Genomic DNA, 15,702 nt, shown 5'->3' on the forward strand with positions numbered 1-15,702 from the left:
TTGCGTGTTAGCGTCCGGAGGCATCTGGTCAGCACACGGAGGTGGTCATGACGGTTGTTCTGGTTCTGCTCTTGGCGTTGCTCATCGGTGTGGTGGCCGGACTCCGTGCCCTCACCCCGCCGGCGGTGGTGGCCTGGGGTGGTCTGCTCGGTTGGATCAACCTGGACGGGACCTGGGCGCAGTTTCTGACCCACCCGATCACCGTGACAGTGCTGACCATCCTGCTGCTGGTGGAGCTGGTCACCGATCAGCTGCCCAGCACACCGTCGCGCACGGTACCCATGCAGTTCGCGGCGCGGCTGCTGACCGGCGGGTTCGCCGGAGCCGTACTGGTCAGCGGTGTCATCGGTGCCGCCACCGGCGGTAACGTCGTCTCCGGGATCGGCGCGGGCATCGTCGGCGCGGTGCTGGGCACGATGGGCGGCTATCAGGCACGTAAGGCTCTCGTCGAACGCAACGGCGGCAAGGATCTTCCGGTGGCTGTGGCCGAGGACATCGTCGCGGTGCTCGGCGGCTTCGCCGTCGTATTCCTCGCATCGTTGATCTGATGGTCAGCGAGACAACCGCTTACGACGCCATCATCGTCGGCGCAGGCCAGGCCGGCCCGCCGCTGGCCGGCCGACTCACCGAGGCAGGTCAGCGGGTCGCCGTCATCGAACGCAAACTGGTCGGCGGCACCTGCGTCAACTACGGCTGCATCCCCACCAAAACCCTGGTGGCCAGTGCGCATGCGGCCCATATCGCCCGCCGCGGGCCCGAATTCGGGATCGACACCGGTGCGGTCACCGTCGACATGGCGAAGGTGAAGGCCCGCAAGGACGGCATCGTGGACTCCGATCGCCGCGGCGTGGAATCCTGGATCGCGGGGATGACGGGTGCGACGCTACTGCGGGGGCATGCACGGTTTGTCGACCCGCACACCATGGATGTCGACGGTGAACTGATCAGCGCCGACCGCATCTTCCTCAACGTCGGCGGTCGCGCCGTGGTGCCCGACCTTCCCGGCCTGACCGATATCGACTATCTGACCAACGTGTCAGTGCTGGAACTCGACACCCTGCCCGAGCATCTGGTGGTGGTCGGCGGCAGTTACATCGCGCTGGAGTTCGCGCAGATGTACCGGCGGTTCGGCGCCCGGGTGACCGTGCTGGAGCGCGGGCCGCGGCTGACCTCGCGCGAGGACGAGGATGTCTCGGCCGCGATCCGTGGCATCCTGGAAGCCGAGGGCATCGAGATCCATACCGACGCCGACGACATCCGCTTCACCAAGCGCGACAACGGTTTTGTTGTCACGACCCACGCCGGCGCAGAGCCCATCGCCGGGAGTCACGCGCTGATCGCCGTCGGCCGCACCCCGAACACCGACGACCTCGGGCTGGAAGCCGCCGGCGTGGCGACCGACAGGCGTGGCTACATCCAGGTCGACGATCAACTGCGCACCACCGCCGAGCACATCTGGGCGATGGGGGACTGCAACGGCAAGGGCGCCTTCACCCACACGTCGTACAACGATTTCGAGATCGTCGCGGCCAACCTTCTCGACAACGACCCGCGCCGGGTCAGCGATCGTGTCCCGACCTACGCGCTCTACATCGACCCGCCGCTCGGCCGCGCCGGGTTGAGCGCCGACGAGGTGCGCCGGGCCGGTCGAAAAGCGTTGGTGGGCAAGAGAATGATGACCCGGGTGGGCCGCGCCGTCGAGAAGGGGGAGACCCAGGGGTTCATGAAGGTGGTGGTGGACGCCGAAACCTCCGAGATCCTGGGCGCGTCGATCCTCGGGGTCGGCGGCGACGAGGTGGTGCATGCCATCCTGGACGTGATGACCGCCAAGCTGCCCTACACCGCGATATCACGCACCATGCACATCCATCCCACCGTCAGCGAACTGGTACCGACCCTGCTGCAGGATCTCAAGCCGCTGACGTGACGGCCCGTCCGGCGGCGAGTTCCGCGCTCACCAGCGCGACGCGTCGGCCCAGGTGGGTGAAGGTGGCGAGATCGGCGGGGTGAACGTCGCGCGGGCCGGAGTCGACATCGGTCTGCGCCGCCGCGCCGAGCCAGAAGCCCAACCGGTTCAGGTCATGTTCGCTGCCACCCGAGCTGTTCCAGCCCGGGCCGAGACCCAAACTGACCCAATGCATGTGGTGTTGGGCGGCGAAGACCGCCAGCGACACCAGGGCGGTCAGCTTGTCGCCGCTCTTGGCACCCGAGTTCGTGAATCCGGCGGCCACCTTGTCCCGCCAGGTCCCGGTCATGCACCGTCGGCCGGTCTGCTCGGCGAACTCCTGGAATCCGGCGGAGATGTTGCCCATATAGGTAGGGGCACCGAAGATGATGGCGTCGGCGGAATCGAGTATGGCCCAGTCGGCCTCGGTGATGGTATCGACCGTGATCGGGGCGACCAGCGCACCGGCCTCGCGGACGCCGTCGGCGACGGCGCCGGCCAGCGTGGCGGTATGCCCGAAACCGGAGTGATACGCCACAGCGACGGTGAGCTGGGTATCAGACATCATGTGCTTCTCCATCGGTGTAGATCGTCTGGGCCAGTTCGCGATAGCGCTCGGGCCAGTCGGGCGGCGGTGTGCCGGTCAGTAGCGCGGCCAGCCGGTCCAGGTAGGCATGGGTACCGGGCCGGAATCCGTTGGCGTTACGCACTCCGAGGCCGCGGTGGATCAACAGCAGTCGGGTGCCGTGGTTCTCGGGATGCAGTTCGTAGCGCACCAGGCCGGGCTCGACGATCCGCTGATTCCATTCGTGTTCGAACACCCGCGGCGGATCCCACACCGTGATCCGTCCCGTCATCCGCTTGGCCTCGGCGGGTGCCGGCGGATCGGCGGGCACCATGTCGATCCGGCCGCCCTCGCGGGGGTCGATCTCGGTGGGTCCCATCCACTGCTCGCGTCGGGCCGGGTCGGTGAGCGCCGCCCAGACCGTGTCCGGTGGGTGCGGCAGCCAACGCTGGAAGCGTAGGGTGGCGCGGTCACCGTCGATGATGAGTTCACCTGGAAGATTCGTCATTTCGTTTCGTCCAGGTGTCGCTCGAGGGCGTCGAGGTGAGCCGACCAGAAGTGCCGGTAGCGGTTCAGCCAATCGTCCATCTCGACCAGACCGTCGGCGCGCAGGGCGTAGATCCGCCGCTGGGCGTCCGAACGCACCTCGACCAGCCCGACCTCGCGCAGTACCCGCAGATGCCGGGATACGGTCGGCTGGGTCAGCCCGGGCAGGCTGGCAACCAGGTCGCCCGCAGTCCGTTCACCGTCGCGCAATACGTCGAGCAGAATGCGCCGACTGGGCTCGGCCACCGCCTCGAAGACATCCATACATTCAGTATTGCACTCCATCTATATAGACGCAATGCGATATTCAACGTGTCGCTGCCCGTAACAACCGCAGTTGCCCTATCTCGGCGGCGTTCTTGGCCAGTTCGACATTGAGCCACAGCGCAGTATCGGCGACGGTGCGGTCGGTGTCCGGCGTCCACGTGCTGTGCGCCCCGCGGCGCATCGTCCACACCAGATCGGCGGGCTCCCAACCGAAATCATCGGCGGTCAGCGCGTTCAGGTGCAGATCGGCCAGCGCCCACGCGAGATCGAACTGGCGGCGCAGTGCGTCGATCACGGCGCGCGCTGCACCAGCAGCGTTTGCGCCGACGTGCCGATGAACCCATCCCGGTCGAAGATCTCGGCGGTGGTGGCCCCGATACCGTCGGGGCCGATGGAACCGCGGGCGCGCAGCGCAAAATCATGGCCGCGCGGGGCCCGGTGCAGGTGTACCGCGGTATCGGTGTTCATGAACACGAACACGTTCGGATCGAGCGCGGCGCCGACGCCATTGGCGGAGTCGACCACCTGCGCCAGCCGCTGCAACGCCGTCGTGGGTTCGTCGTCGATCAAGGGCACCAGCGGACTCATCCAGGACACCGCGGCCGCACCCGGATCAATGTGCTGCCGACGCCAACTCACCGTCTCCAGGTAACCGGGCGCACCCATCCAACCGTGTGGGGTGTCCACCGCCGCGCCCTCGGCGAGCGGGCGATACCGGTCGGTCGCGGCGTCGGCGGTGTCGCTGGTGGCCAACAGCCACGCGCTCACCCGGGCAACCGGGCGGTCCGGACGCTCGACGGTAGCCATCTCGGCGACGACCATCGCGATCCGGGTGCCCGGACGCTGCATCCAGGACCGCACCCGCACCGGCGCCACCGGGATGGCCCCCAGGATGTCGAGCACCAGCCGGCCGACCCGCATCTGCGGGCGGTCGGCGAACAGGTCCTCGATGGCCCTGGTCAACAACGCCAGCGGCGGCGAACCGTGCTGGATCCGGGCATCCCAGTTGCTGGCGGTCCCGATGGTGGATTCGAACACGCTGACATCGCCGTCGATACCGAGGCGGCGGTAGTGCGGTGAGGTCACTCGGTCACCTGCGGCCAGCCCGGATACGGCGGCGGGGTGCCGCCGAACTCGGGACACAACGCCTGATGTGCGCACCAGCCGCACAACCGTGACTTCTTGGCGCGGAAATCGCCTGTGCTACCGGCGGATTGGATGGCCTTCCAGATGGCCGTCAGGGTCCGCTCGAAGCGGGTCAACTCGTCGACGTCGGGGGAGTAGTCGAGCACCTGACCGTCGGCGAGATAGATCAGCCGCAGCCGGGCGGGCAGCACCCCGCGCGAGCGCCACAGCGCGACTGCGTAGAACTTCATCTGGAACAGCGCCTGCGCCTCGGCCAGCGCCCACAGCTCCGACGGTGACTTACCGGTCTTGTAGTCGACCACCCGCATCTCACCGGTGGCCGCCACATCGATGCGGTCGACGAACCCGCGGAGCAGCGTGCCGTCGGCGAGTTCGACCTCGACGCGCTGTTCGCAGCTGTGCGGATCGAACCGCGTCGGATCCTCCAGCCGGTAGTAGCCCGACAGCAGCCTGCGGGCATCGCGCAGCAGCTCGGCCCGCAGCTGCGCATCGAGTTGTTGACCGTCTTCGGCACTCTCGGCCGCGATGCGCTCCAGCGCGGGGTCGACGAGCGCCTGCGCCGTATCGTGCACACGCTGTGCGGCGGGCAGCGCGTAGAGCTTCTCCAGTGCCGCATGCACCACCGAACCGCGCAACTGGGCCGGTGACACCGGCTCGGGCAGCCGGTCGATCGCCCGGAACCGGTACAGCAGCGGGCACTGCTTGAAGTCGCCGGCTCGGGACGGAGACAGGGCGGGGCGCCGACCGATTGCAGCTGGGGCGCTCATATCGCAAGCCTATGCCCGGGCGCCGACAATCCCGGGAAATCGCGCGGCAGCGCGTCTGGCAGGCTAGACCCTCGTGGCAATCACTGGTCCATTCGTCATCGGCGATCGTGTGCAACTCACCGACGCCCGGGGGCGGCACTACACATTGGTGCTCAGCCCCGGCGCAGAGTTCCACACCCACCGCGGCGCGATCCCGCACGACAGCGTGGTCGGTCAGCCCGAGGGCAGCGTCGTGAAATCTACCAACGGTGACCCATTCCTGGTGCTGCGGCCGTTGTTGATCGACTATGTGCTGTCGATGCCGCGCGGCGCTCAGGTCATCTATCCCAAGGACGCCGCCCAGATCGTGCACGAGGGCGATATCTTCCCCGGCGCGAAGGTGCTGGAGGCCGGTGCCGGGTCGGGTGCGCTCACCTGCTCGTTGCTGCGGGCCGTCGGACCGACCGGGCAGGTGATCTCATATGAGGTGCGTGACGATCACGCCGTGCATGCCATCCGCAATGTCGCGACGTTCTTCGGGGAGCGTCCGGCGAACTGGGATCTGCGCATTGCGGACCTGAACGAGTACCCGGCCGACGCTGCGCAGGTGGACCGCGTGGTGCTGGACATGCTGGCGCCCTGGGAGGTGCTCGGCACCGTCTCGGACGCGCTGGTCGCCGGCGGGGTGCTGATCATCTACGTGGCCACCGTGACTCAGCTGTCCCGGACCGTCGAGGCACTGCGCGAGCAACGGTGCTGGACCGAGCCGCGGTCGTGGGAGACCATGCAGCGCGGCTGGAACGTCGTCGGCCTGGCGGTGCGGCCACAGCACAACATGCGCGGGCACACCGCGTTCCTGATCAGCGCCCGCAAGCTGGCTCCCGGCACGGTGACACCGACTCCGCTGAAACGTCGCAAGCAGCAGGTCTAGCCCACTAGTCGTCGTCGCTGCGGGACAGCCCACGGCGCACCGACAGCAATTCGATCTCCGGACGGGCGGCGACCAGTCGCTCGGCCGCATCCAGCACCTCGACCACATGTGCCCGGTCGGCGGCGACGACCGCCACACCGATCCCCGCGCGCCGGTGCAGGTCGAGGTGTCCGGTCTCGGCGGCGCTCACCTCGAACCGGCGGCGCAGCTCAGCCACGATGGGTCGGACCACCGACCGTTTCTCCTTGAGCGAGTGCACGTCACCGAGCAGCAGGTCACAGTCCAGCCAGCCGATCCACATGGCGGTCACCGCGGCGGGGTGGGCAGCGGCGTCTGCGCCTGCAGTTCGAGCAGCTGGTCGGCGGTTTCGCGGGTCAGTTGCCACGCACCCGCGTGCATCGTGAACTGCATCGGGAAGGTGAACGGCGCGGCCCCAGGCACCGGATTGGCCGGTGCCACCGTCACCGTGGCGACCACATCGCCGTACTCGGAGTCCGACCAGACCAGATCGGCGGCCAGGAACGTCAGCGGCGCCAGCCCCGCATCGACGGTCGCCGTCGCGAACCGGTCCAGTGCCGGGGCATCCTCCGGTGTCGCGAACTGCACCAGGGCCACCTTCTGCTCACCGGGAACCGAAGGATCGGCCAGTCGGGCCAACACGTCGGTGAGCGCCTCCGGTGCGGGCAGCGGGGCGGCGGGCGCCGTCTGCGCACCGGCCACCGCCGTCGTCGTCGCGGACGGTTCCGGCACCGGTGGCACGGATTCTTCGCTGCAGCTCGAGAGCATGAGCGCCGCCACCGAGGTGACGGCGCTCAATGCCAGACGTGCGCGGGGCATCGCCGTTGGGTCAGCCGACCGCCGACAGCAGTGCCAGTGCGGACTGCTTGGAGACCTGCCAGCCGGTCGGGCTCGGCCCGGCGATGAAGGTGACCGGCTGCGACGCGGTGGCGCCGGTGGCGGCGGTCGCGGTGACGAATGCGGTCGCGACCGGACCGTTGACGTCGATGTTGTCCACCAGGAAGGTCAGCGGGAACTGGCCCTTGGCGGCCGCGTTGGTGTAAGCGCGGTCGGCGGCGATGGTCTCGATGCGGCCCAGGCCGCCCTCGATGAAGACCTTCTTGCCGGCGAACCCGCCGGGTCCGGCCAGGCCGGACAGCGTCTGCACCAGCGGCGGCTGGAGTTCGGGGGCGGGCAGCTGCGGCAACGGGGTGTCCCACACCACCGGGGTGATGGCCGGGGCGCTACTGGCTGTTACCGATGACACGCCCGCCGCTGCAGCGGTAACCATGCCGACTGCCGCGGCGCTGGTTACGAAGCCGGTGACGAGGGTTTTGATGAGCACAGTGGTCCTTTCCGGGCCGTCCCTGAGGGCCAAGTATCCAGTGAGGTTAACAGCGTTGCTGGTGTGTCGAATTCCTAGACCGCACACAAAGGCTGAATCGCCGGTAGCGTTGAAGTTGTTACTGCACCAACATTCGGTGCGGGAGGGAGCGCAACATGAGTGAATCCGAATCGAGCTACTCCGCTGAGGATGCCGCCGAACTGGAGAGGTTGCGCCGCGAAGCTGCGGCTCTACGAGAACAGCTCGAACAGGCCGTCGGAGCCGGGAGCGGATTGCGGACCGCACGCGATGTCCAGCAACTCGAGGCGCGTATCGATTCGCTGGCCGCGCGTAACGCCAAACTGATGGACACCCTCAAGGAAGCTCGCCAGCAACTGCTCGCGCTGCGCGAGGAGGTCGACCGGCTGGGTCAGCCGCCGAGCGGCTACGGGGTGTTGCTCGCCACCTACGAGGACGAGACCGTCGACGTCTTCACCTCGGGTCGCAAGATGCGGTTGACGCTCTCGCCCAATATCGAGGCGGCCTCGCTCAAGCAGGGGCAGACGGTGCGGCTCAACGAGGCGTTGACGGTCGTGGAGGCCGGCACCTTCGAGGCGGTCGGCGAGATCAGCACGTTGCGCGAGATCCTGGCCGACGGGCACCGCGCCCTGGTGGTCGGGCATGCCGACGAGGAGCGCATCGTCTGGCTGGCCGAGCCGTTGATCGCCGCGGAGTTCCTGCCCGAGGGTGTCGAGATCGCCGCCGAGGAAGGCCTGGACGGCGAGCCGACCCGCAAACTGCGCCCCGGTGACTCGCTGCTGGTCGACACCAAGGCCGGTTATGCGTTCGAACGGATCCCGAAGGCCGAGGTCGAGGATCTGGTGCTGGAGGAGGTGCCCGATGTCGCCTACAACGACATCGGCGGCCTGACCCGGCAGATCGAGCAGATCCGCGATGCGGTCGAGCTGCCCTTCCTGCACAAAGACCTGTATCGGGAGTACGCGCTGCGCCCGCCCAAGGGTGTGTTGCTCTACGGTCCGCCCGGGTGCGGTAAGACGTTGATCGCCAAGGCGGTGGCGAACTCGCTGGCCAAGAAGATGGCCGAGCTGCGTGGCGAAGAGTCCCGGGAGGCCAAGAGCTACTTCCTGAACATCAAGGGCCCCGAGCTGCTCAACAAGTTCGTCGGTGAGACCGAGCGCCATATCCGGCTGATCTTCCAGCGTGCCCGGGAGAAGGCTTCCGAGGGCACCCCGGTGATCGTGTTCTTCGACGAGATGGACTCGATCTTCCGGACGCGTGGTACCGGCGTGAGCTCCGATGTGGAGACCACCGTGGTGCCACAGCTGCTCAGCGAGATCGACGGTGTCGAGGGGCTGGAGAACGTCATCGTCATAGGCGCCTCCAACCGTGAGGACATGATCGACCCGGCCATCCTGAGGCCCGGCCGCCTCGATGTGAAGATCAAGATCGAACGCCCGGATGCCGAAGCGGCACAGGACATCTTCAGCAAGTACCTCACCGAGGAGTTGCCGGTGAACGCCGACGATCTCGGCGAGTTCGGCGGGGATCGCGCGCTGACCATCAAGTCGATGATCGAGAAGGTCGTCGACCGGATGTACGCCGAGATCGATGACAACCGGTTCCTGGAGGTCACCTACGCCAACGGTGACAAGGAAGTCATGTACTTCAAGGACTTCAACTCCGGCGCCATGATTCAGAACGTCGTGGACCGGGCCAAGAAGTATGCGATCAAGTCGGTGCTGGAGACCGGTTCGCACGGTCTGCGTATCCAGCACCTGCTGGACTCGATCGTCGACGAGTTCGCCGAGAACGAGGACCTGCCCAACACCACCAATCCCGATGACTGGGCCAGGATCTCGGGCAAGAAGGGCGAGCGGATCGTCTACATCCGCACCCTGGTCACCGGCAAGTCGTCCAGCGCCAGCCGGGCAATCGACACCGAATCCAACCTGGGGCAGTACCTCTAGCCGACGATCCCGGCGGCGATTGCGCTCAGCTCCTGCAGCACCAGCGCGATCGCCGGCCGGGTATCGGCCCCCGCCCGGGTGACCGCCTCGATGCGGCGGGCCAAGCGGATATCGGCGATCGGCCGCTGCACCAGGTCGCGGGCCAGCACCACATGACGCGGTAGCAGCGCAATGCCGACCTGTGCCTCGACCAGCTCCTCGACCACCCGAAAATCGTTGACACGCTGGGTGATCCGTGGGGCGATCCCAGTCAGGGTGGCGATCGATCTGAAGACATCGTCGACCATCAGGCCACCCTCGACACCGATCCAGTCCTGATCGGCGAGCTCGCGCAGGGTCAGGTGGGAACGGTCGGCCAGTGGGTGCGCGGGGGACAGCAAGACGTCGAGTGGTTCACGCATCAGCACCGTCGAGGCGAACCGGGGCCCCCACGGCGCGGTGTCCCGGTCGTCGCGGTGTACAACCACCACATCGAACTCGGTGAGTTGTTGGGGCGCTTGGGCAGCCGCGACATCCACGTCGCGACCGATCACCTGTACACCGTGATGGCCGGCGGCGCCGATCAGCGGGGCCAGCAGCATGGCCGCACCTGAGGGGAAGAAGGACACCGTCACCTGGCCGCGGGCGGTTTCGCGGTAGCTGTCCATCTCGGCCTGCGCCCGGTCCAGCGCAGCCAGCACCAGGTCGGCATGCCCAACCAGAACCTGACCGGCGTCGGTCAGTCGCACCCGACGACCGGCCCGTTCCAGCAGCGCCACCCCCGCCTCCCGCTGCAGAGTCTTGAGCTGTTGGGACACCGCCGACGGGGTCATCGAGAGCACATCGGCGACGGCAGCGACGGTGCCGTGGTCGGCCAGCTCGCGCAGCATTCGTAGCCGCAAGGCATCCATGTAGTGATACTACTGCTATACATAAGTTTAAGTAGCTGGACTATATGATTGTGACTGGTCACGCTGACCTGGTGAATCGATATCGTGTGGATCTCGCCCTACTGGCCGTGGCGGCGGTATGGGGTTCGAGCTATCTGGCCACCAAGGCCGCCGTCGAACAGGACGGTGTGTTCGCCTTTCTGACACTGCGATTCGCCATCGCGACAGGGCTGCTGGTTGCGGTCCTCGCGTCTCGACTGCGCCGGATCGGAAGAGCCGAACTGACGACCGGCATCGCGCTCGGCGCCATCCTGAGCACCGTCTGTATCTGCGAAACATACGGCGTGACAATGACATCGGCCTCGAATGCCGGATTGATCATGGCGCTCACGATTGTGCTCACCCCACTGTTGGCGCGCGGCGGCACGGCACCGCTGTTCTACGCGCCGGCGGCCGTTGTCGTGCTGGGGTGTGTTGTGCTCACCCAATCGGGTGGATTCGCGGCACCCGGCCGCGGTGATGTGTTGATCGCCGGCGCGGCGGTGTTGCGGGCCGTGCATATCAGCGTGATGACCCGGCGCGGTGCCAGTCTGGACCCTGCCGTCGTCACGGTGGTGCAACTGGCGACGGTGGCGGTGGTCGCGTCGGTGTCGGCGGGCATCGCCGGCCAGTTCGGCACGATATCGCGGATGACGACCGAACAGTGGTGGCTGACCGGCTATCTGGCACTCGCCTGTACGGTGTTCGCCTTCGGGTTGCAGATGTGGGCAGCGCGACGCAGCACGGCGGCTCGGATCGCAATGCTGTTGGGTACCGAACCGCTGTGGGCATTGCTGATCGGTATCGGACTGGCTGCCGAACCCGTCACCGTCACCGGAATGGTCGGCGCGACAATGATTCTCGCGGGAACACACTGGGGCCGAGTCGTCGATGCCCGATTCGGACGTGAACACGAAACGGCCCCGCACCGAATCGGAGCAGGTCCGTGACGCCGGGTGTCAGCAGAGGTGGACGATCGCGGTCTTGTAGATGAAGTTCGCGTCCTCGTAATTGACGTTCTCGTTGGTGTTCTCGTAGATGGCGTCGAGCGTGACCTGCATGGGCACACCGTTGGACAGGTCCTGGCAGACCGAGTAGCCCAGATCGAGCGCGACATCCTGGGCGGTGTCACCGTAACCGTAATCGGTCAGCGCGGTGAAGTATCCGGTCTCGTCAGCGAAGGCAGGAGCCGCGGTGGCGAGTCCGATCGCCAGCGCGGCCGCGCCGACCGGAAGCATGAGCAGTTTCTTCATGGTGGAGCCCCCTCGTTCGTGTGCGCAGTGGTCACGAGGTCACAGGATGGTCACCGGTGATGCGCAGCAATTTGGCAGTGTAGAACCACCCGCACGTTCACGCACGGCAAACCTCAAGGATCGGGTTTCGCCCAGGCTCGCCGCTGTTCGACGCGCTGAGCAAAGAACCTGGGAAATTATTGCGATGGTAAATATCCGGTAGCTGATGGATTTCCAGCCGATGATCCCCGACGTGCGCACCATGTGGATGGTGGTCGCCACCACGGCAGTGCTGTTCGGCACCCAGCGGGTGCTGCCGTATGTGCTGTCCGAGGCGGTGGCGAGGAGTTCTGTGCGCTGCTGGTCGACATCGGCGATGCCGACGCCGCGGTGGTCGCCGACCGGGCACGGATCGCCTTCGCCGGTACCGAATTCGACCACGCTGGTCAGGTGCTCACCGCGACGATCAGCATGGGTGTGGCGAGGTCGGGTCCAGGAGGACCTGGCCGCCACCATCCGTCGGGCCGATATGGCGATGTACCGGGCCAAATACGACGGCCGGGACAGCGTGGTGCGCGCCGAACCGGAGCGCTGAACCCTCTCAGCGTGCGGCGCGTTCCATCTCCAGATAGGCATCGCGGCCGGCCAGGCTCACCGCGACATCGGCGATCAGCGGTTCGAAGAACCGCTGCCGGTACTGCGGATCGGTGCTGGTGCTGACGGTGAAGTACAGGCCCGACAGCACGGCGACGAACAGCGACATGTGCACCACCGTCTGCGGAATCGGAATGTGTACACCGAACCAGGTTCCGGCACAAGGCGGTTGACCCACCGCGCAGGTTTCCTCGGCAGCCCACAGCACGGTCACGTCGTCGGGGATGGCGATGATGCCCAGCGCCAGGAAGAACGCGAACAGGCCCGCGGTGAACAGCACCACCTGGATGGCCTGCGATACCACCATGACGGCGACGACGTTGATCTGTTCGGCCCGCGACAGCGGGGTCCGGGCGGGTTGATGTCCGGGTGGTGGGGCCAGCGGTGTGCCTGCCAGCAGCCGCGCCGGATCGGACTGTTCGGCGCGGTCCTCGCGCAGCGCTCGCACCTCGTCGCGGATGGTGGTGACCATGAACACCAGCCCGACCGCGGCGAGAAAACCGATTGTCTCCCAGAGTCGTTGCCGGGTCATCCGGGCAGCCAACTGCCACAGCTCCCCGGTGAAGAACACCACCACGGTCAGCATCAGCAGCGGAAGCGCCCGGCTCATCAAACTGCCCAGTGCACCCAGTTGCACCCAGGCGAACCGGAACGCCCATGCGGCAATGGATCCGAAGCCCAGGTAGGTCAGCCAGATCGCCAGCAGCGAGATCAGCACAAAAAGTGGTGCCTCGGCAGCGGCCTCGGCGGACCAGCCGCTGACCGTCACCGGCATCACCACCACGAAGATCGCCATCACCAGCCAGGAGCCCCAGCGCCGACCCATATCGCCCAGCGCGGTGTCGACATGGTGCAGCGCGTAGAGCACAAATGGTGCGGCCAGCAGCACCAGCGCGATGACACCGAGCCGTAGTGCGTAGCTGTAGTCGGGATCGTCACCGGTGACCTCGGCCAGCAGCATCGTCACCGCGGTGAGCGCACCGACCGAGCTGATCATCGGCGCGGACCGTTCGATGAGCCCGCGTGACCGCACCCGCCGGGTCAGAACCAGCGGTAACCCACGGTGCAGGAACCACTCGTGCACCTGCTCGGTATCGGCCACTGCAACAGTGTGCAGTACATGAGGCACAGTGGACGGATGCGACGTGCGCTTGTACGGCCCGGAGAATGGGGGATCTCGGCCCGTTCGGCGTTCGTCGCGGCCAGTGTGGTGCTCGGCGCGTTGGCGGTGACCGCTGTGGTCGTGGCCTGGGTGCTGTATCAGTCGATGCTGACCGGTGTCGACAATGCGGCCGCCGCCCGGGTGGCCCGGGTCGCCGGCGTCGTCGCCACCGACGGGCCCGCCGCCCTGGACGCCGAACTGCTCTCCACCGACACCCGCATCCTGGCCGTCCAGGTCATCGACGCCGAGGGCGCGGTGCTGAAACGCTCACCGGGCGCACCCGATTCACCGCTGATCCCGATCGATCAGATCGGGCCCGGCCCGTTGATCGGTATGCCCGAACACGATTCGGCGCTGGGCCAGATCCGGTTCAGCGCGCAGTCCATTTCCGGCCCGGACGACAACCGCTACACCATCGTCGTGGGGGAGGGCAGCCGCGTCGTCACCTCCACGGTCACGACCGTGATCGGAGCGTTGGCCGTGGCGGCGCCCGTGGTGATCGGGGTGTCGGCCGCCGCGACGTACCTGCTGGTGCGACGCTCGATGCGGTCGGTGGACGATATCCGGTCCAGAGTTGCGGCAATCACCACCTCCGATCTCACCGGCCGCGTCCCGGTGCCCGACGGTCGCGACGAGATCGCCGCGCTCGCGGTCACCATGAACGAGATGTTGGCTCGAGTCGAGGCCGGGCATGCCGCGCAGCAACGCTTCGTCGGCGACGCGTCCCACGAATTGCGCAGCCCGCTCGCCACCATCATCTCCGCGCTCGAGGTCGCCGCGGCCCATCCCGAACTGCTGAACACCGAACTGGCCGAGCACACCCTGATGCCCGAGGCGCAGCGCATGCGGTCGCTGATCGACGATCTGCTGCTGCTGGCCCGTGCCGACGAACGGGGTTGGAACCTGCGCCGTGAGGACGTCGACCTCGACGATCTGGCGGCGAGCGAAGTGGAAAGGCTCCGAAGGGAATCCGACTGCACCGGGGCGAGCGAAGCGACGGGTCGTTTACAGGTAGTGTCCTCGATCCGGCCGGTCCAGGTCAGCGGGGACCCGGCCGCACTGGCCCGGGTGCTGCGCAACCTGCTCGACAACGCCGCCCGGCATGCGACATCGGTGGTCGAACTGCAGTTACGGCACACCGGCGACGAGGCGGTGCTGACCATCGGCGATGACGGACCCGGCATCCCGGTGGCCGACCGGCTGCGGGTGTTCGACCGCTTCGTCCGACTCGACGAGGGCCGCTCCCGTGACGCCGGGGGCACCGGCCTGGGCCTGGCCATCGTCTCGGAGATCGTGGCTGCCCACCGCGGCCGGGTGCGCATCGAGGACCGTCCGGGCGGCGGCGCCTGCGCGGTGGTTCAGTTGTCGGCGGCCAACCGGTAGCCGACGCCGCGGATGGTTTCGATGGTGCTGGTGCCGAACGGGATGTCGATCTTGCGGCGGACATACCCGACGTAGACCTCGACGACATTGTCCGGACCGTCGTAGTGGGCGTCCCAGACGTTGTGCAGGATATCGGCCTTGGTGACGGCGACATTCTTGTTGCGCATCAGATACTCCAGCAGCCCGAACTCACGCGGGGTGAGTGAGAGCGCCTTGTCGCCGCGTTGCACGGTCCGACGCCCGGGATCGACCGACAGATCACCCGCGGTGAGGACCGGGGGCTGGTGCGGTGCGGCGCGGCGAACCAGCGCCCGCAGTCGCGCGACCAACACGATGAACGAGAACGGTTTGGTCAGATAGTCGTCGGCGCCGAGATCAAAAGCGTCGGTCTGATCGTACTCGCCGTCCTTGGCGGTGAGCATCAGCACCGGGGTCCATACCGCCTTGGCGCGCATCCTGCGCAGCACCTCGTAACCGTTGAGTCCCGGCAGCATGATGTCGAGAACCACGACGTCGAAATCGTTCTCACATGCCTGCCACAGTCCGTCGACACCATTGGCAGCCTCGACGACGACGAATCCTTCGGCACGCAATCCGATGGCCAGGGTGGAACTCAGGCGGGGCTCGTCCTCGACGATCAGAACTCTCATATTGCCTCTATTGTCCACTGCGCAGAGGTCGGCGCGTCACGCTGTGCTCCGGCCCCCCATGCCAGGGTGTCAACGATGAGCATGCAGAGGTTCGGGCGCGTGGCGCGCCGACGGTCTGGCGGTGCGGTGATTCCCTTTCTCACCTGCTGATTTCACCGTACGGCATATCCACTGACGTTAGCGTCTACCAGCGCGAACGGGGGTCGAATCGACCAACTCGGCCGGGCCGGGTCATCGCCTGCCGTCAGTGCTCCCTCT

The 15,702-nt window shown here is 66.9% G+C and carries 20 protein-coding genes; 7 read left to right on the plus strand and 13 right to left on the minus strand.

Annotated elements, in window-relative coordinates; all coding sequences use genetic code 11:
- The first annotated feature begins 47 nt into the window (after positions 1–47).
- Positions 48–548, plus strand: a complete 501-nt coding sequence (locus ACLBYA_RS10410; protein ID WP_447709313.1) for a DUF4126 family protein — start codon at positions 48–50, stop codon at positions 546–548.
- On the plus strand, positions 548–1,927 hold the full coding sequence (locus ACLBYA_RS10415) for an FAD-containing oxidoreductase (RefSeq protein WP_447709314.1): 1,380 nt from the start codon (positions 548–550) through the stop codon (positions 1,925–1,927). The genes ACLBYA_RS10410 and ACLBYA_RS10415 overlap by 1 nt, the downstream gene beginning before the upstream one ends.
- On the opposite strand, the gene ACLBYA_RS10420 is transcribed toward ACLBYA_RS10415, so the two are convergent.
- From ACLBYA_RS10420 to ACLBYA_RS10445, 6 genes are read right to left on the minus strand one after another with little or no spacing between them, the layout of a single operon-like run.
- Positions 1,911–2,510: a flavodoxin family protein gene (locus tag ACLBYA_RS10420; RefSeq protein WP_447709315.1), complete on the minus strand. Its 600-nt coding sequence runs from the start codon at positions 2,508–2,510 to the stop codon at positions 1,911–1,913. The genes ACLBYA_RS10415 and ACLBYA_RS10420 overlap by 17 nt on opposite strands.
- Positions 2,503–3,018, minus strand: a complete 516-nt coding sequence (locus ACLBYA_RS10425; protein WP_447709316.1) for an SRPBCC family protein — start codon at positions 3,016–3,018, stop codon at positions 2,503–2,505. Before ACLBYA_RS10425 ends, ACLBYA_RS10420 begins: the two co-directional genes overlap by 8 nt.
- Positions 3,015–3,320 (minus strand): ArsR/SmtB family transcription factor, encoded by a 306-nt coding sequence (locus ACLBYA_RS10430; RefSeq protein ID WP_447709317.1) that lies wholly within the window; start codon positions 3,318–3,320, stop codon positions 3,015–3,017. The genes ACLBYA_RS10425 and ACLBYA_RS10430 overlap by 4 nt, the downstream gene beginning before the upstream one ends.
- A gap of 43 nt (positions 3,321–3,363) precedes the next feature.
- Positions 3,364–3,618 (minus strand): hypothetical protein, encoded by a 255-nt coding sequence (locus ACLBYA_RS10435; protein ID WP_447709318.1) that lies wholly within the window; start codon positions 3,616–3,618, stop codon positions 3,364–3,366.
- Positions 3,615–4,409 (minus strand): thioesterase family protein, encoded by a 795-nt coding sequence (locus ACLBYA_RS10440; RefSeq protein ID WP_447709319.1) that lies wholly within the window; start codon positions 4,407–4,409, stop codon positions 3,615–3,617. The genes ACLBYA_RS10435 and ACLBYA_RS10440 overlap by 4 nt, the downstream gene beginning before the upstream one ends.
- On the minus strand, positions 4,406–5,236 hold the full coding sequence (locus ACLBYA_RS10445; RefSeq protein WP_447709320.1) for a RecB family exonuclease: 831 nt from the start codon (positions 5,234–5,236) through the stop codon (positions 4,406–4,408). Before ACLBYA_RS10445 ends, ACLBYA_RS10440 begins: the two co-directional genes overlap by 4 nt.
- Before the next feature lie 73 nt (positions 5,237–5,309).
- Here ACLBYA_RS10445 and ACLBYA_RS10450 point away from each other — a divergent pair, with 73 nt between their 5' ends.
- Positions 5,310–6,146, plus strand: a complete 837-nt coding sequence (locus ACLBYA_RS10450) for a tRNA (adenine-N1)-methyltransferase (protein WP_447709321.1) — start codon at positions 5,310–5,312, stop codon at positions 6,144–6,146.
- A 4-nt stretch (positions 6,147–6,150) separates the two neighbouring features.
- Here ACLBYA_RS10450 and ACLBYA_RS10455 read toward each other — a convergent pair whose 3' ends face one another.
- Genes ACLBYA_RS10455 through ACLBYA_RS10465 form a run of 3 tightly spaced genes read right to left on the minus strand, consistent with a single transcriptional unit; the run spans position 6,151 to position 7,488 of the window.
- Positions 6,151–6,447 carry a DUF503 domain-containing protein gene (locus ACLBYA_RS10455; protein ID WP_447709421.1) on the minus strand — a complete coding sequence of 99 codons (297 nt, stop codon included), beginning with the start codon at positions 6,445–6,447 and terminating at the stop codon, positions 6,151–6,153.
- A 5-nt stretch (positions 6,448–6,452) separates the two neighbouring features.
- Positions 6,453–6,983 (minus strand): hypothetical protein, encoded by a 531-nt coding sequence (locus ACLBYA_RS10460; RefSeq protein ID WP_447709322.1) that lies wholly within the window; start codon positions 6,981–6,983, stop codon positions 6,453–6,455.
- A gap of 10 nt (positions 6,984–6,993) precedes the next feature.
- Positions 6,994–7,488, minus strand: coding sequence for a hypothetical protein (locus ACLBYA_RS10465; protein ID WP_447709323.1), 495 nt, complete (start codon positions 7,486–7,488; stop codon positions 6,994–6,996).
- 155 nt (positions 7,489–7,643) lie between these two features.
- Here ACLBYA_RS10465 and arc point away from each other — a divergent pair, with 155 nt between their 5' ends.
- Positions 7,644–9,455: a proteasome ATPase gene (gene arc / locus ACLBYA_RS10470; protein WP_447709324.1), complete on the plus strand. Its 1,812-nt coding sequence runs from the start codon at positions 7,644–7,646 to the stop codon at positions 9,453–9,455.
- Here the strand turns inward: arc and ACLBYA_RS10475 are convergent.
- Positions 9,452–10,345 (minus strand): LysR family transcriptional regulator, encoded by an 894-nt coding sequence (locus tag ACLBYA_RS10475; protein ID WP_447709325.1) that lies wholly within the window; start codon positions 10,343–10,345, stop codon positions 9,452–9,454. The genes arc and ACLBYA_RS10475 overlap by 4 nt on opposite strands.
- Positions 10,346–10,416: 71 nt before the next feature.
- On the opposite strand from ACLBYA_RS10475, the gene ACLBYA_RS10480 reads away from it, so the two are divergent.
- Complete coding sequence (locus tag ACLBYA_RS10480) at positions 10,417–11,313, plus strand: DMT family transporter (protein WP_447709326.1); 897 nt, start codon at positions 10,417–10,419, stop codon at positions 11,311–11,313.
- A gap of 9 nt (positions 11,314–11,322) precedes the next feature.
- On the opposite strand, the gene ACLBYA_RS10485 is transcribed toward ACLBYA_RS10480, so the two are convergent.
- On the minus strand, positions 11,323–11,616 hold the full coding sequence (locus ACLBYA_RS10485; RefSeq protein ID WP_447709327.1) for a DUF732 domain-containing protein: 294 nt from the start codon (positions 11,614–11,616) through the stop codon (positions 11,323–11,325).
- A gap of 205 nt (positions 11,617–11,821) precedes the next feature.
- Between ACLBYA_RS10485 and ACLBYA_RS10490 the strand changes: the two genes are divergently transcribed.
- Positions 11,822–12,190: a hypothetical protein gene (locus ACLBYA_RS10490; RefSeq protein WP_447709328.1), complete on the plus strand. Its 369-nt coding sequence runs from the start codon at positions 11,822–11,824 to the stop codon at positions 12,188–12,190.
- A 6-nt stretch (positions 12,191–12,196) separates the two neighbouring features.
- Here ACLBYA_RS10490 and ACLBYA_RS10495 read toward each other — a convergent pair whose 3' ends face one another.
- Positions 12,197–13,351 carry a hypothetical protein gene (locus tag ACLBYA_RS10495; RefSeq protein ID WP_447709329.1) on the minus strand — a complete coding sequence of 385 codons (1,155 nt, stop codon included), beginning with the start codon at positions 13,349–13,351 and terminating at the stop codon, positions 12,197–12,199.
- 36 nt (positions 13,352–13,387) lie between these two features.
- On the opposite strand from ACLBYA_RS10495, the gene ACLBYA_RS10500 reads away from it, so the two are divergent.
- The gene (locus ACLBYA_RS10500) at positions 13,388–14,794 is read left to right on the plus strand and encodes a sensor histidine kinase (RefSeq protein ID WP_447709330.1); all 1,407 of its coding nucleotides are present in this window, start codon (positions 13,388–13,390) and stop codon (positions 14,792–14,794) included.
- On the opposite strand, the gene ACLBYA_RS10505 is transcribed toward ACLBYA_RS10500, so the two are convergent.
- On the minus strand, positions 14,770–15,444 hold the full coding sequence (locus ACLBYA_RS10505; protein ID WP_447709331.1) for a response regulator transcription factor: 675 nt from the start codon (positions 15,442–15,444) through the stop codon (positions 14,770–14,772). The genes ACLBYA_RS10500 and ACLBYA_RS10505 overlap by 25 nt on opposite strands.
- Between the last annotated feature and the right edge of the window lie 258 nt (positions 15,445–15,702).

It is taken from the genome of Mycobacterium sp. C31M, assembly GCF_053345865.1.